14 protein-coding genes and 2 pseudogenes are annotated in these 14,826 nt (G+C 58.0%); 11 read left to right on the top strand and 5 right to left on the bottom strand.

The genetic code is table 11. From position 1 onward, the window contains the following. The first annotated feature begins 5 nt into the window (after window positions 1-5). The 5 genes from ACI2JR_RS12385 to ACI2JR_RS12405 all read left to right on the top strand — a co-directional run bounded on the left by ACI2JR_RS12385 (window position 6) and on the right by ACI2JR_RS12405 (window position 4,991). On the top strand, window positions 6-626 hold the full coding sequence (locus ACI2JR_RS12385; protein WP_132726049.1) for a YfgM family protein: 621 nt from the start codon (window positions 6-8) through the stop codon (window positions 624-626). A gap of 10 nt (window positions 627-636) precedes the next feature. Further along, window positions 637-1,815, top strand: a complete 1,179-nt coding sequence (gene bamB / locus ACI2JR_RS12390; protein WP_132726046.1) for an outer membrane protein assembly factor BamB — start codon at window positions 637-639, stop codon at window positions 1,813-1,815. 227 nt (window positions 1,816-2,042) lie between these two features. Beyond that, on the top strand, window positions 2,043-3,521 hold the full coding sequence (der, locus tag ACI2JR_RS12395; RefSeq protein WP_132726043.1) for a ribosome biogenesis GTPase Der: 1,479 nt from the start codon (window positions 2,043-2,045) through the stop codon (window positions 3,519-3,521). 125 nt (window positions 3,522-3,646) lie between these two features. Continuing rightward, entirely contained in the window at window positions 3,647-4,723 is a 1,077-nt protein-coding gene (locus ACI2JR_RS12400; protein WP_462478667.1) for a Gfo/Idh/MocA family oxidoreductase, read from the top strand. A gap of 49 nt (window positions 4,724-4,772) precedes the next feature. Beyond that, complete coding sequence (locus ACI2JR_RS12405; protein WP_462478668.1) at window positions 4,773-4,991, top strand: zinc ribbon domain-containing protein; 219 nt, start codon at window positions 4,773-4,775, stop codon at window positions 4,989-4,991. A gap of 6 nt (window positions 4,992-4,997) precedes the next feature. Here ACI2JR_RS12405 and xseA read toward each other — a convergent pair whose 3' ends face one another. Then, a complete protein-coding gene (gene xseA, locus ACI2JR_RS12410) occupies window positions 4,998-6,368 on the bottom strand; it encodes an exodeoxyribonuclease VII large subunit (RefSeq protein ID WP_132726034.1) in 1,371 nt (456 codons plus the stop codon). Between the two features lie 158 nt (window positions 6,369-6,526). On the opposite strand from xseA, the gene guaB reads away from it, so the two are divergent. Both guaB and guaA read left to right on the top strand, forming a co-directional pair. Beyond that, window positions 6,527-7,993: an IMP dehydrogenase gene (gene guaB, locus ACI2JR_RS12415; RefSeq protein WP_132726031.1), complete on the top strand. Its 1,467-nt coding sequence runs from the start codon at window positions 6,527-6,529 to the stop codon at window positions 7,991-7,993. Window positions 7,994-8,058: 65 nt separating this feature from the next. Beyond that, window positions 8,059-9,636, top strand: coding sequence for a glutamine-hydrolyzing GMP synthase (gene guaA, locus ACI2JR_RS12420; protein ID WP_462478669.1), 1,578 nt, complete (start codon window positions 8,059-8,061; stop codon window positions 9,634-9,636). A gap of 289 nt (window positions 9,637-9,925) precedes the next feature. Here the strand turns inward: guaA and ACI2JR_RS12425 are convergent, their stop codons facing one another. Further along, the gene (locus ACI2JR_RS12425; protein WP_132726025.1) at window positions 9,926-10,879 is read right to left on the bottom strand and encodes an AraC family transcriptional regulator; all 954 of its coding nucleotides are present in this window, start codon (window positions 10,877-10,879) and stop codon (window positions 9,926-9,928) included. Window positions 10,880-10,976: 97 nt separating this feature from the next. Here ACI2JR_RS12425 and ACI2JR_RS12430 point away from each other — a divergent pair, with 97 nt between their 5' ends. After that, window positions 10,977-11,729 carry an SDR family oxidoreductase gene (locus ACI2JR_RS12430; protein ID WP_462478670.1) on the top strand — a complete coding sequence of 251 codons (753 nt, stop codon included), beginning with the start codon at window positions 10,977-10,979 and terminating at the stop codon, window positions 11,727-11,729. Window positions 11,730-11,809: 80 nt separating this feature from the next. Here ACI2JR_RS12430 and ACI2JR_RS12435 read toward each other — a convergent pair whose 3' ends face one another. Beyond that, window positions 11,810-12,400, bottom strand: coding sequence for a TetR/AcrR family transcriptional regulator (locus tag ACI2JR_RS12435; RefSeq protein ID WP_462478671.1), 591 nt, complete (start codon window positions 12,398-12,400; stop codon window positions 11,810-11,812). A gap of 212 nt (window positions 12,401-12,612) precedes the next feature. Here ACI2JR_RS12435 and ACI2JR_RS12440 point away from each other — a divergent pair, with 212 nt between their 5' ends. Both ACI2JR_RS12440 and ACI2JR_RS12445 read left to right on the top strand, forming a co-directional pair. After that, a complete protein-coding gene (locus tag ACI2JR_RS12440) occupies window positions 12,613-13,380 on the top strand; it encodes an SDR family oxidoreductase (protein ID WP_132726016.1) in 768 nt (255 codons plus the stop codon). Between the two features lie 41 nt (window positions 13,381-13,421). Beyond that, window positions 13,422-14,177, top strand: a complete 756-nt coding sequence (locus ACI2JR_RS12445; RefSeq protein WP_132726013.1) for an SDR family NAD(P)-dependent oxidoreductase — start codon at window positions 13,422-13,424, stop codon at window positions 14,175-14,177. Here the strand turns inward: ACI2JR_RS12445 and ACI2JR_RS12450 are convergent. After that, window positions 14,167-14,355, bottom strand: a pseudogene (locus tag ACI2JR_RS12450) (MFS transporter); the annotation flags it as partial. The gene ACI2JR_RS12445 and the pseudogene ACI2JR_RS12450 overlap by 11 nt on opposite strands. Window positions 14,356-14,409: 54 nt before the next feature. Here ACI2JR_RS12450 and ACI2JR_RS12455 point away from each other — a divergent pair. Beyond that, a pseudogene (locus tag ACI2JR_RS12455) lies at window positions 14,410-14,529 on the top strand (LysR family transcriptional regulator); the annotation flags it as partial. Window positions 14,530-14,583: 54 nt separating this feature from the next. Here the strand turns inward: ACI2JR_RS12455 and ACI2JR_RS12460 are convergent. Beyond that, the gene (locus ACI2JR_RS12460) at window positions 14,584-14,757 is read right to left on the bottom strand and encodes a YfgG family protein (protein ID WP_462478672.1); all 174 of its coding nucleotides are present in this window, start codon (window positions 14,755-14,757) and stop codon (window positions 14,584-14,586) included. Between the last annotated feature and the right edge of the window lie 69 nt (window positions 14,758-14,826).

The following is a 14,826-nucleotide window of genomic DNA, read 5'->3' on the forward strand; positions in this document are numbered from 1 at the left end:
ACTGCGTGGAAACGTATAACAACGAAAACGATCAGGTTGATGCGCTCAAGCGCTTCTTTGCCGAAAATGGCAAAGCGCTGGCCGTTGGGGTGATTTTAGGGATTGGCGCGTTGGTAGGCTGGCGCTACTGGAGTTCTCATCAGCAGGATACGGCGAGAGAGTCCTCTTTAGCCTATGAAAACGCCATTGCCGCGCTTAAATCAGACCAGCCGCAAGCGCTGAATACGGCGGAGAAATTTGCCGCTGACAGCAAAAATAGCTATGGCGCGTTCGCATCGCTGGAACTGGCGCAGCGTTTTGTCGATCGGAACGATCTGCAAAATGCGGAAAAGCAGCTTCAGCAGGGGCTGGCCGCCGCGCCGGATGATAACCTGAAGTCGGTTATCAATATGCGTCTCGCACGCGTACAGCTGCAGCTGAAGAAACCGGATGATGCGCTGAAGACCCTTGATAGCATTAAAGGTGAAGGCTGGGTCGCCATTGTTGCCGATCTCCGCGGTGAGATTCTGCTTAACAAAGGCGATAAGCAAGGCGCTCGCGCCGCCTGGGAAGCTGGCGTGAACAGCGATGCTTCACCTGCGCTCAGCGAAATGATGCGTATGAAAATAAATAATTTGTCCATCTGAGAGGGACTCGATGCAATTGCGTAAATTACTTTTGCCAGGGCTGCTTTCCGTTACCTTACTAAGCGGTTGTTCGTTGTTTAACAGCGAAGAAGATGTGGTGAAAATGTCACCGCTGCCGACGGTGGAAAATCAGTTTACGCCGTCCACGTCCTGGAGCACCTCTGTTGGCGACGGTATCGGCGATTTCTATTCCAACCTGCACCCGGCTTTTGCGGATGGCGTCGTCTATGCGGCAGACCGTAAAGGCACCGTTAAGGCGCTGAACGCCGACAGCGGTAAAGAGGTGTGGTCGGTGAATCTGGCTGAGAAAGACGGCTGGTTCTCCCGCGCGCCTGCGCTGCTCTCCGGCGGCGTTACCGTTTCCGGCGGCCACGTCTATATCGGTAGCGAAAAAGCACAGCTGTACGCATTGAATACCAGCGATGGGACCGTTGCGTGGCAGACTCGCGTCGCCGGCGAAGCCCTTTCGCGTCCGGTGGTCAGCGATGGCATGATTCTGGTGCATACCAGCAACGGCCAGCTGCAGGCGCTGAACGAAGCGGATGGCGCGGTGAAATGGACCGTTAACCTGGATATGCCTGCGCTCTCTCTGCGCGGCGAATCCGCTCCGGCGACCGCCTATGGCGCAGCCATTGTTGGCGGCGATAACGGTCGCGTGAGCGCCGTGCTGATGCAGCAAGGGCAGATTATCTGGCAACAGCGTATCTCCCAGGCGACAGGCCCGACGGAAATCGATCGCCTGAACGACGTCGATACCACGCCGGTGATTGTGAACGGTGTGGTTTACACCCTGGCTTACAACGGTAACCTGACCGCGCTGGATCTGCGCAGCGGCCAGATCATGTGGAAACGTGAACTGGGTTCGGTGAACGACTTTATCGTCGATGGCGATCGTATCTACCTGGTCGATCAGAATGACCGCCTGCTGGCGCTGAGCACCGAAGGCGGCGTGACCCTGTGGACGCAAAGCGATCTATTGCATCGCCTGCTGACCGCGCCGGTGTTGTATAATGGCAATCTGGTCGTCGGTGATAGCGAAGGCTATATGCACTGGGTGAACCCGGAAGACGGCCACTTTGTGGCCCAGCAGAAAGTGGATAGCTCCGGCTTCCGCACCGACGCGGTGGTAGCCGATGGTCGACTGCTGATCCAGGCAACCGACGGCACGCTGTATTCTATTACGCGTTAGTCAGCGACATACCCCATGGATTTCGGGTTTCTTCGCCGCGCCAGGTAACGCGCTACCGGGTCGCTGATTGAGGTCAGTGATTCGGCTGCGCCGCCGGGAAGAAGGAAGCTGAAAACAACGGGTAGAGTGCGATTGAGAAACGGCTCCTGGCAGACAGGGGCCGTTTTGACTTTTTTTAAAACGTCGTTAAAACGATGTTGCATAGCAATTTGTAAGAGGCATTTAACATGATACCTGTGGTCGCGCTTGTCGGGCGCCCTAATGTTGGAAAATCCACGCTTTTCAACCGTTTGACGCGCACTCGTGATGCGTTGGTCGCGGATTTCCCGGGGCTGACTCGTGACCGTAAGTACGGTCGTGCTGAAGTTGAAGGTCGTGAATTTATCTGTATCGATACCGGCGGTATCGATGGCACAGAAGATGGCGTTGAAACCCGGATGGCGGAACAATCGCTGCTGGCGATTGAAGAGGCGGATGTGGTGCTGTTTATGGTCGATGCGCGCGCGGGTCTGATGCCTGCCGATACCGCTATCGCCAAACACCTGCGCTCTCGTGAAAAGCCCACCTTCCTGGTGGCCAACAAAACCGACGGCATCGATGCCGATCAGGCGATTGCCGACTTCTGGTCGCTGGGCCTGGGCGATATCCATCCGATCGCGGCTTCCCACGGCCGCGGCGTGACCAGCCTGCTGGAACATGTCCTCCTGCCGTGGGCGGAAGAAATCGACCCGTCGGAAGAAGTCGATGAAGACGCGGCCTACTGGGCGCAGTTTGAAGCCGAACAGAACGGTGAAGAGAGTGAAGAGCCGGAAGAGGACTTCAATCCGCAAGATCTGCCGATCAAGCTGGCGATTGTCGGTCGTCCGAACGTCGGTAAGTCCACTTTGACCAACCGTATTCTCGGCGAAGACCGCGTGGTGGTCTACGACATGCCGGGCACAACGCGCGACAGCATCTACATTCCGATGCAGCGCGATGAGCGTGAATACGTGCTGATCGACACCGCGGGCGTGCGTAAGCGCGGTAAAATTACCGATGTGGTGGAAAAATTCTCGGTCATCAAAACCCTGCAGGCGATTGAAGACGCCAACGTGGTGCTGCTGGTTATCGATGCGCGTGAAGGCATCTCCGACCAGGATCTCTCTCTGCTTGGCTTTATCCTCAACAGCGGTCGTTCGCTGGTGATTGTGGTTAACAAATGGGACGGCCTGAGCAACGAAGTCAGAGAGCAGGTGAAAGAGACTCTGGACTTCCGTCTGGGCTTTATCGACTTCGCGCGCGTGCACTTTATCTCCGCGCTGCACGGCAGCGGCGTCGGTAACCTGTTCGAGTCCGTCCGGGAAGCGTATGACAGCGCCACCCGTCGCGTCGGGACGGCAATGCTGACCCGCATCATGACGATGGCGGCAGAAGACCATCAGCCGCCGCTGGTGCGCGGTCGTCGCGTGAAGCTGAAATATGCCCACGCCGGGGGGTATAACCCGCCGATTGTGGTCATCCACGGTAACCAGGTGAAAGACCTGCCGGACTCCTATAAGCGTTACCTGATGAACTACTTCCGCAAATCGCTGGACGTCATGGGTACGCCTATTCGTATCCAGTTCAAGGAAGGGGAAAACCCGTTTGCCAACAAACGTAATACCCTGACGCCGAACCAGATGCGTAAGCGCAAGCGCTTGATTAAGCACATCAAGAAAAGCAAATAAGTAACAAACCCGCCGGCGGCGGGTTTTTTTATGTCAGTTAGGCTCTACAGCCGCCGACAGCACGGCGTGTATAATACCCCTGTCAATTTCGCTGATAATCCAGCAATAACGGTGGCAGGGTGACTATGCAAGTAGGATTTGTTGGGCTGGGCGCGGTGGTGGAAACCGCCTATCTTCCCGCGCTGGGCCGTCTGGCGTTACCGCTGACGGCGTGCTGGGGTTTTGATGCCAATCCCGCGAGAACGCTGGCGGGGATAACCCGCTGCGACTCGCTGGCGGCCCTGCTGGGGCAATCGCTGGATCTGCTGTTTATTACCACCGCGTCGCTACAGCATCTGCCGGTTCTGGAAGCGGCGCTGGCATCTTCCTGCCCGCGTATTGTGGTGGAAAAACCGATTGTAGCGACTCTCCAACAGGTGGCCCGTTTGCGTACCGTACTCAGCGACCCGCAAATCGCGCGTCGGGTGCTGGCGCTCGATCACTGGATGGCGCGTGACGGGGCATTGAAACTGGCGTTGGGTAAGCTGGACGATCGCTGGCAGGGGGAAGATGAGGTGCCGATCTCCTCTGTGCAGGACATTATCCGTATCGACGGTTATTTGCAGGAGCCCAGCGGCTTTAACGACCGCGGCGAGCCCGTGGCGCTCAATTTTGCCACCGGTGAACCGGATACGCGCCAGTTGTGCCATCCTGACGGTGTGATTCTTGATATTGGTACGCATGTGCTGGCGATGCTGCGCGAAACAATCCGCTACTGTGGTGGTTCGGATGACCTCCGCCTTGAGGTTATGCAGGCGAAGGATCGTCACGGCAAGGCGATTGCCCGTGGCGACACGCAAACGGCCGAAGGTGAAGCCCACCTACAGGGCGAGCTAAGCGGCATCCCGCTCAATATCTGGCTGAACAAATATGCCGGGCCGGCCGGGGGGCAGAAAGGGCTGCGCATCTGGCTGCGCGACGGGCGCATTATCAATCAGGACCGGCGCGATAATTGCGAAGTGGTGGAGCTGATTGATGGCGATCGTATTGCGCGCTGGCGGCGTCCGGGGGCTATCTATGAGCATTGCCTGGGCGGGTATATTCTGGGGAAAGACGGCCTGTTTGTTCGCGCTCCCGAGGAAGTGTCCCGGTTAACGCAGCGACGGATCGGCGAAGTGGCGCTCTTGCTTGAGTTACAGCAGCAATTGCGTGGGCCGCACTGAACCACCGCCGTGGTAAACTGAACAGAAGAACATTCGGTAAGGAATCATCATGGAACTCGCATGCCCCATCTGTCGCGCGCCGCTGGAACTACAGGATCAGAATGCACACTGTCAGCAGTGTGCGAAAGAGTTTGCCCTGGAAGCCCGCTGCCCGGATTGCCACAAGCCGCTGGAGATTTTAAAAGCGTGTGGCGCAGTGGATTATTTTTGCCAGAACGGGCACGGGTTGATTTCGAAAAAACGCGTCGAGTGGGCGGCGGTAGAATAACCGTTGTTACTTCTTCTTCGCCCGCGTTTTCTTCACGGGCGTAATCGTTTTCACTTCGCTTTCGACCCAGCCGTCATTTAACCGGGTGGTCAGCAGATCGCCCGCCTTCACCTGTTTGGTTTGTTTCAGCACTTTGCCGTCGCTGGCGGAAGTGACGCTATAGCCGCGGGCCAGCGTCGCCAGCGGGCTAACGGCTTCGAGGTGCGTCACCGTATTGCCAAAGCGTTCCCGCTGTTCGCTTAAACGCGAGCGGATGCTCTCCGCGAGGCGGTATTCCAGCTGCTGAATTCGTGACTGACTACGATGAATGCGCGGCTGCGGGTTTTGCATATTCAGGCGTTGAACCACCCGCTGCTGACGCTGATCGGCGCGTTTCATCTGCGTATCCAGCGCCAGACGCAGCCGCTGACGCAGTCGTTCGAGCGCCGTTTGCTGACGGGCCAGGCGCAGCTGCGGGTGCTGTTGCTGCAGACGGTGGAACAGTTGGGTGAAGCGACGATGGCGGTTGGCGAGGAAATAGTCCATCGCCATTTCCAGACGCTGCTGCCCGGACTGCAGCTGACGCAGTAGCTCCTGCTGATTGCGGCTGACAATCTCTGCCGCCGCCGAGGGAGTAGGGGCCCGCAAATCGGCGACAAAGTCGGCGATAGTCACGTCGGTTTCATGACCAACGGCGCTGACGACTGGAATGCGGCTGGCGAAAATCGCCCGCGCGACCCGTTCATCGTTAAAACTCCATAAATCTTCCAGCGAACCGCCGCCGCGGCCGACGATTAGCACATCACACTCCTGGCGAAGGTTGGCCAGCTCGATGGCGCGAACGATGTGCCCCGGGGCATCTTCGCCCTGTACCGCCGTTGGGTAGATAACCACCGGCAGGGACGGATCGCGGCGTTTCAGCACCTGCAAAATGTCATGCAGCGCCGCGCCGGTTTTCGAGGTGATAACGCCGACGCAGTGGGCAGGCGAAGGCAGCGTTTGTTTATGCTGCTGGTCGAAAAGGCCTTCCGCCGCCAGCAGCGCCTTCAGCTGTTCATATTTCTGCTGCAGCAAACCTTCCCCGGCGGGCTGCATGCTCTCTACGATAATCTGGTAGTCGCCGCGCGGCTCATACAGCGTGACGTTGGCGCGAACCAGCACCTGTTGCCCGTGCTGCGGACGAAAGGTGACGCGGCGGTTGCTGTTGCGGAACATTGCACAGCGTACCTGGGCGTTATCGTCTTTTAAGGTGAAGTACCAGTGGCCGGAGGAGGGCTGGCTGAAGTTGGAGATCTCGCCGCTGATCCAGACCTGGCCCATTTCCTGTTCCAGCAGCAGACGCACCGTCTGGTTGAGGCGGCTTACGGTGAAAATTGCGGGGGATTGAGATGGCAACATGTGAGCAAGATCAAATTTTAAATCAGCAGGTTATTCAGTCGATAGTAACGCGCTGAGAGGCGATCGCAAGTATTATTTGCAAAAAAGGGTAGATGCAATCGGTTACGCTCTGTATAATGCCACGGCAATATTTATCCACCCTGGTCGAGATATTGCCCATGCTACGTATCGCTAAAGAAGCTCTGACGTTTGACGACGTCCTCCTCGTTCCCGCTCATTCTACCGTTCTGCCGAATACTGCCGATCTCAGCACCCAGCTGACCAAAACCATTCGTCTGAATATTCCAATGCTCTCCGCAGCCATGGATACCGTAACGGAAGCGCGTCTGGCAATTGCCCTGGCACAGGAAGGCGGCATCGGCTTTATTCACAAAAACATGTCTATCGAGCGCCAGGCGGAGGAAGTTCGCCGGGTGAAGAAGCATGAGTCCGGCGTGGTTTCTGACCCACAGACCGTTCTGCCAACCACCACTCTGCGCGAAGTGAAAGTACTGACCGAACGTAACGGTTTTGCCGGCTACCCGGTGGTGACCGAAGATAACGAACTGGTGGGGATCATCACCGGTCGTGACGTGCGTTTTGTGACCGATCTGAACCAGCCGGTCAGCGTTTATATGACGCCGAAAGAGCGTCTGGTCACCGTACGTGAAGGTGAAAGCCGCGAAGTCGTATTTGCCAAAATGCACGAGAAGCGCGTCGAAAAAGCGCTGGTCGTCGACGACGGCTTCCATCTGATCGGCATGATCACCGTAAAAGATTTCCAGAAAGCGGAACGTAAACCGAACGCCTGTAAAGATGAGCGTGGTCGTCTGCGCGTTGGCGCCGCGGTTGGTGCGGGCGCGGGTAACGAAGAGCGCGTAGATGCGCTGGTTGCCGCCGGCGTTGACGTTCTGCTGATCGACTCCTCCCACGGCCATTCCGAAGGCGTACTGCAGCGCATTCGTGAAACTCGTGCTAAATACCCGGACCTGCAAATCATCGGCGGCAACGTGGCGACCGGCGCTGGCGCACGCGCGCTGGCGGAAGCTGGCGTGAGCGCGGTGAAAGTGGGTATCGGTCCTGGCTCTATCTGTACTACCCGTATCGTCACCGGCGTTGGGGTTCCGCAGATTACCGCCGTTTCTGACGCTGTTGAAGCGCTGGAAGGTACCGGCATTCCGGTTATCGCCGATGGCGGTATCCGTTTCTCCGGCGATATTGCTAAAGCGATTGCCGCCGGCGCGGCTGCCGTCATGGTGGGTTCTATGCTGGCCGGTACCGAAGAATCCCCGGGTGAAATTGAGCTCTACCAGGGGCGTTCTTACAAATCTTACCGCGGGATGGGTTCTCTGGGCGCGATGTCCAAAGGTTCCTCTGACCGTTACTTCCAGAGCGATAACGCTGCCGATAAACTGGTACCGGAAGGTATCGAAGGCCGCGTTGCCTATAAAGGCCGCCTGAAAGAGATCATTCACCAGCAGATGGGCGGCCTGCGCTCCTGTATGGGTCTGACCGGTTGTGGTACCATTGACACCCTGCGTACTAAAGCGGAATTCGTGCGTATCAGCGGTGCAGGCATCCAGGAAAGCCACGTTCACGACGTGACGATCACCAAGGAATCCCCGAACTACCGCATGGGCTCCTGATTTACATCGCCCGGCCATGCGCCGGGCGATTTTATTTAATCGCTACTGCTCTGGAATAAACGTCAATGACGGATAACATTCATAAACATCGCATTCTTATCCTGGACTTCGGTTCTCAGTACACCCAGTTGGTTGCGCGTCGCGTACGTGAATTAGGGGTTTATTGCGAGCTGTGGGCCTGGGACGTGACTGAAGCTCAAATTCGTGAGTTCAACCCAAGCGGCATCATTCTTTCCGGCGGCCCGGAAAGTACCACTGAACATAACAGCCCGCGCGCGCCGCAGTATGTTTTCGAAGCCGGCGTACCGGTATTCGGCGTCTGCTACGGTATGCAGACCATGGCAATGCAGTTGGGCGGTCACGTTGAAGGTTCTAACGAGCGTGAATTTGGCTACGCTCAGGTCGAAGTTGTCACTGACAGCGCGCTGGTGCACGGTATTGAAGACTCCCTGACGGCAGACGGCAAGCCGCTGCTGGATGTGTGGATGAGCCACGGCGATAAAGTCACCGCGATCCCGTCTGACTTCGTGACCGTTGCCAGCACCGAAAGCTGCCCGTTCGCGATTATGGCGAACGAAGAAAAACGCTTCTACGGCGTGCAGTTCCACCCGGAAGTGACCCACACCCGCCAGGGTATGCGTATGCTGGAACGCTTTGTGCGCGATATCTGCCAGTGTGAAGCGCTGTGGACGCCGGCGAAAATCATCGACGACGCCGTTGAGCGTATCCGCCAGCAGGTTGGCGATGACAAAGTGATCCTCGGCCTGTCCGGCGGCGTTGACTCCTCCGTCACCGCGATGCTGCTGCACCGTGCTATCGGCAAAAACCTGACCTGCGTATTCGTCGACAACGGTCTGCTGCGTCTGAATGAAGCCCAGCAGGTTATGGACATGTTCGGTGACCACTTCGGCCTGAACATCGTGCACGTGGAAGGCGAGAAGCGCTTCCTGGACGCGCTGGCGGGCGAAAACGATCCGGAAGCGAAACGTAAAATTATCGGCCGCGTCTTCGTGGAAGTCTTCGACGAAGAAGCGCTGAAGCTGGAAGATGTGAAGTGGCTGGCGCAGGGCACCATCTATCCTGACGTTATCGAATCCGCGGCTTCCGCAACCGGGAAAGCGCACGTCATCAAATCTCACCACAATGTCGGCGGCCTGCCGAAAGAGATGAAGATGGGCCTCGTTGAGCCGCTGCGTGAGCTGTTCAAAGATGAAGTGCGTAAGATCGGTCTGGAACTGGGCCTGCCGTACGATATGCTGTATCGTCACCCGTTCCCGGGGCCGGGTCTTGGCGTTCGCGTGTTGGGCGAAGTGAAGAAAGAGTACTGCGACCTGCTGCGTCGTGCGGACGCTATCTTCATCGAAGAGCTGCACAAAGCCGATCTGTACAACAAAGTGAGCCAGGCGTTCACCGTATTCCTGCCGGTTCGTTCGGTGGGCGTGATGGGCGACGGCCGTAAATACGACTGGGTGGTTTCCCTGCGTGCGGTCGAAACCATCGACTTTATGACCGCTCACTGGGCGCACCTGCCGTATGACTTCCTCGGCCGCGTGTCCAACCGCATCATCAACGAAGTGAACGGCATCTCCCGCGTGGTTTATGATATCAGCGGCAAGCCGCCTGCGACGATCGAGTGGGAGTAAAACCCCTATCAACGCATTGATTTAATTCAATAAAAATAATGCCGTTAGTGATTTTTACATCATTAATGGCATTTTTTATGGCATGTCAAAAGCCCGCGCTAACAGGGCATTCACCCTTGCGTTGTTCGCCGCATTCGAGAAATGGGCCCCTGCGCCTGTATTTATACCCATCCTACCGCTTCGCGTTCGATCTCTGCTGTTCGGCCCCAGGTGAGCTTTTCCTGGCGGAGCCATCGGCGGACATCTTTCTCAACCAGGCATCCTCTATGTGAAAGGCCGCACGTTTAATTTAATTCTGCCCTGAGAGATCGTCGGGAGCGCCATGCGGAGGCTCCTGCGGGGACGGGGATGCCTCCCGCGCATAGCGGGCTGGAGGCATGCCGACGTACCGCGCAAACGCAGCGCTAAAACTGCTTGCCGAACCGTAGCCCACCTGCATCGCTACGCGATCGATGCTGAGCTCCCGGCTCCGCAATAGCTGCTTTGCCAGCGCCATCCGCCAGGCCAGCAAATATTCCATTGGCGGCAGGCCGACGATGCGGTTGAATCGGGCAAAGAAGGCTGAGCGGGACAGCGCGGCGCGGGTGGCCAGTTCGGCAACTGTCCAGGAATGTTCAGGCCGGGCATGCATGGCACGAAGCGCGGCCGCAAGACGCTCATCAGCCAGGCCGCGGCTCAGGCCTGGCGCGGATGTGCTCTCCGTGGCGGATCGCAACGCCTCGATCAACAGTACCTCGAGAAGCCGCTCCAGCACGAGTTCTTTTGCCGCCCGGCGCTCGCGTGTTTCCTCGTCGATCAGCTGTATCAGCGTGGCGAGTCGGGGCCGATCGCGCACTACAACCACGTCCGGCAGCAGCGAAACGAGCAGCGCCGCATCCGGCGCTCCAAAGCTGCAATGCCCGATCCGCATGCGCAGATCGGCTGGGCCGTGCTGGCGTCCGACGCGAAAATGGCCTTCGCTGACCCGGATGGGCGATGTAGGAGGCATGTCGTCCGGTGCATTGAGACTCTCGTTGACCATCTCCCGCATCGCCGGGGCGAGAATAAAGTCGCCGGCCCTGAGAACGAATCGCTGGTGCCCGCCTAAGGTGATACGGCAGCTTCCTTCAAGGATTGCGCAATAAAAGGGTTCTCCCGTCGCCTCGCGATGAATCTGCCAGAAGCCGGCACATGCCACCAGTTTTGAAAAACGCGCGGCAGGCTGTAGTAGTGTGACGATTTGCGCCAGAGGATCGACGTTCATAAACAGGACTATTTCTAAAGTAATGGCGACTATAAACTATATTACGTCCATCTCTGTGCCGCTACCATGAACGAGTCAACGTTTAGTGGAGATGCTTATGCCTACGATATTGATCACGGGTTGTTCGTCCGGCTTCGGTCTGGAAACCGCGAAGCTGTTTATTGAAAAGGGCTGGGATGTGATTGCAACGATGCGAACGCCGCGTGAAGGCCTGCTGCCGGTTTCGCGACGGCTACGCCTGCTTGAGCTCGATGTCACCTCACCGGCAAGTATCGCCCGGGCAGTGGAGGCTGCTGGCCCAATCGATGTTCTGGTCAATAATGCTGGCTTCGGGGCGCCGGCGCCGGTCGAGCTAACGGCGCCAGAAACAATCCATGCTCTGTTTGCGACCAATACGATCGGAACGCTGGCGATGGTGCAGGCTATTGTGCCGCAAATGCGCCATCGCCGGGCCGGTGTGGTCATCAATGTGACGTCGACGGTAACGCTCAAAACGTTGCCGATCGTCGGAGTCTACCGGGCAAGTAAGGCCGCCGTAAACGCCTTCACCGAGTCTCTGGCGGTGGAAATGGCGCCTTTCGGCGTCCGCGTGCACATCGTTTTGCCCGGTCGTTCGCTGGAAACCCGATTCGGCGACAATGCCCGCCCGCACTTGCGTGGCATGGAGGAGCCGGACTATGCGCCGATGCTGCAACAATTTGTAAGGAGTGTCCAGGACGACTCAGCTCCTGTGACTCATGCCTCCGACGTGGCCGCCGCCGTCTGGCGGGCGGCTACCGATCCCTCCGCCCCGTTACGTATTCCCGCAGGCGCAGATGCGGAGATTTGGATGAATGAGGCCGGTTTGTAACCGAAAGGCGTCTGTCTTTTAATTAAGCCCGCGATAACGCGGGCTTTTTTATGCCGCTTACCCGATTCGGGGCAGCAACGCTATGGGGTTGCGGAGGGCCAGCTGCTGAGCGCGTGGTCGACCAGCGCCTCAAGCATCTGCCTGCTGGCTCCGGCTTTGGCCTGTACGGCCATCCCCTGAGATAACGTCATCACGAAGGTTGCCAGGGTGGCGCAGTCCACGGATGGCGGTAAATCGCCTTCGCGTTGCGCTTGTTCCAGACGTTGACTTAGCGCCAGCTGCGTTGCGCTTCGGCGGCGAATGAGCTCGCGACGAATGGGTTCCGCGTCATCGGAGCAGGCCAGCGCGCCGTTGAGGCCCAGGCAGCCCAGGTGTTCGGCGCTTGCGGTCTGGACGCCGGCAGACTCGCGCAGGATTCGCTCAACGACCCTGCGCGACGTGGGTTCGTTGAGCGCGTCGCGCATAAAGCCCATGTAGCGGCTGTCGTAGAGATCGAGAGCTTTGATGAAAATTTTTTGCTTGTTCCCGAAGGCCGCATAGAGACCGGGACGGGCCACGCCAGTGGCTTGCGTCAGATCCTCAAGAGAGGTGCCCTCGTAACCTTTTTGCCAAAAGACAGAGAGCGCCGCGGCCAGCGCTTCGTCTTCGTTGAATTGTCTGTGACGTCCCATTTCCATTCACCCCATATTTCAATACCGATCAGTATAAATCCCTTGACACCTCGGCGGCAAATACAATACCTTTCGATACTATATCGATCGGTATTGTATTTGTAAGCAGGAGGGATCGCGCCAGCGCTCTGAGCTGAAAAGGGTAGCCGACGGCGTCAGTGATTTCTTATCGATTCTTCCGACCCAACCTTAGCCAATAAAGGGATGTCATTATGACGAATAACAATCCACCGCTTCACGCTAAGGTCGCACTGGTGACCGGAGGCGCGCGAGGTCTCGGTCTGGAGATCTCTCAGCAGCTTGCTGCGCTTGGCGCCCACGTCATAGTTGGCGCGCGTGACGAGAAAAAAGCCCGGGAGGTGGCGGACAGACTGTGTGGCCAGGGCGGCAAGGCCTCGGCGCTGAAGCTCGACGTTACCCGCGAGTCGGATCGACAGGCGGCTTACAGGGACATCGGCAACGCGCACGGCAGGCTCGACATCCTGATTAACAACGCCGGCATCCTGTTGGACAGTCCCGATGGCGGGACGCCGGCGCTTCGGCCGCCGAGCGAGGCTCTATCCGACGTGGTGCGTGACACATTTGAGGCCAACTTTTTCGCTCCCGTCTTTCTGACCCAAGCCTTGCTGCCGCTGCTCAGGCGCGCGGTGGCGGGTCGCGTCGTCAATGTCTCCAGTATCCGTGGGTCGCTTAGCCATTTATCCGATCCGAATTCGCCGGTCTATCCGATTCGCGCGCTGGGCTATGACACATCGAAAGCTGCGCTCAACGCCTTTACCATCCTGATTGCGGAAGAGTTGCGCGGCACATCGATCAAAATTAATGCGGTTCACCCCGGCTGGCTGCAGACCAGCATGGGCGGTGAGCGGGCAGACATGAGCGCCGAAAGCGGCGCACGTACCGTCATCCGGTATGCCCGCATCGGGGAGGAGGGGCCAACGGGCGGTTTCTTTTTCCAGGACGAACGCCTGCCGTGGTGAGCCGAATCCTCCTTTCTACCCAACCTACTCAGGAATCTGACATGAACAAAAAACTCGCAGGAAAAGTGGCGCTCATCACCGGTGGGTCGCGCGGTCTCGGGGCGGCGATCGCGGGCGCTCTGGCAGACCAGGGGGCGGATATTGCTATTACTTACGTTGCTTCCGCGGAGAAGGCGCTTGCCGTCGTGGAAAAGCTCCGTGCAAAAGGCGTGCGCGCCATTGCGATAGGCGCCGATCAGGGAGATCCCTCCGTCGCGGAATCCCTGGTGCGCGAAGTGGTGGAGAAACTCGGTAAACTCGACATTCTTGTCAATAACGCGGCCGTCGCGTGGCAGGGAAAAACGATTGATGCCCCCGATATCGACAATGGGGCGATGGATCGGCAATGGCTTATCAATACGATGGGCGTTATTGCCAACATCCGCGCGGCGGTGAAGGTCCTGCCAGACGGTGGGCGGATTATCTCGATCGGCTCCGGTCTTGGTACGCGCATCGCTTTCCCCGGTACGACCGATTATGCCGCCAGTAAAGCGGCTATCGTAGGCTACAGCAAGGGTGCGGCGCGCGATCTGGGCGCGCGAAATATCACCGTCAATGTGGTTCAGGCGGGCATCATGGATACCGACATGGCGGCCGGTTCGAAGGACAATCTGCCACCCGCGGTGATGGCATCGCACGCTATTCAGCGCTATGCGAGCGTTGAGGAGGTTGCCGCCACGATTGTTTTCCTGGCCGGGCCGGAGGCGGGCTTTATCACCGGCTCGGTCATTGATGTTAATGGCGGATTCACGGCCTGATTCTGACGGGGCTGTTCATCGTCTGCGCTGGAACATGACGCGGGTACCGCGCCATGGCCAGCGCCAGCCCGGCACTGACCCGCGCCGCGGAAACAACCAGGCTCCCCTGGATCCCCAGATGATGATTAAGCCAGGCGTAGGCAAACGGCGCGGCGATGGCCAGCAGCTGCGGCTGGACCCTCCGCTGCTGACGGTGGGCGTTACGACCGGAAATACGCTGGATAGTGTGCGTCAGTCGCTGACGCCGCTTCTGCACCGTCAGCCAGGCGTGGTGATGCGCCAGGACAAAATTCTCAGTAAAGGGATCGGCGAAATGCTACGCCAGCTGGGTGACATGGAGCTGACCGTTTAAGCAAATATGATCGTGTAGGCAGAAATCGGGGGCTGTGCACACCGATGCGATGGCCTATTCCCGGGGCGGTGTATCTACCGTAATCGTCGATTGCTGAGACTCGATCTTGCCCTGATGATGGTACCAGGCACCGATAGAGGAGTAGACGAAGCGTCCAAAGAAAAAGAGAAAGCTGATAAGCAGTACGATACGGGTCATGCGACGGTTAAATCGATGTCGATTACGCATACTGGGTGCCTGACTCACAAAAGGTTCCTTAAAGTATACCCACAAGAGGGGCGATATGGGTATTAAGGC

The organism is Klebsiella sp. NPDC088457 (genome assembly GCF_044900465.1).
GTDB lineage: Bacteria > Pseudomonadota > Gammaproteobacteria > Enterobacterales > Enterobacteriaceae > Klebsiella.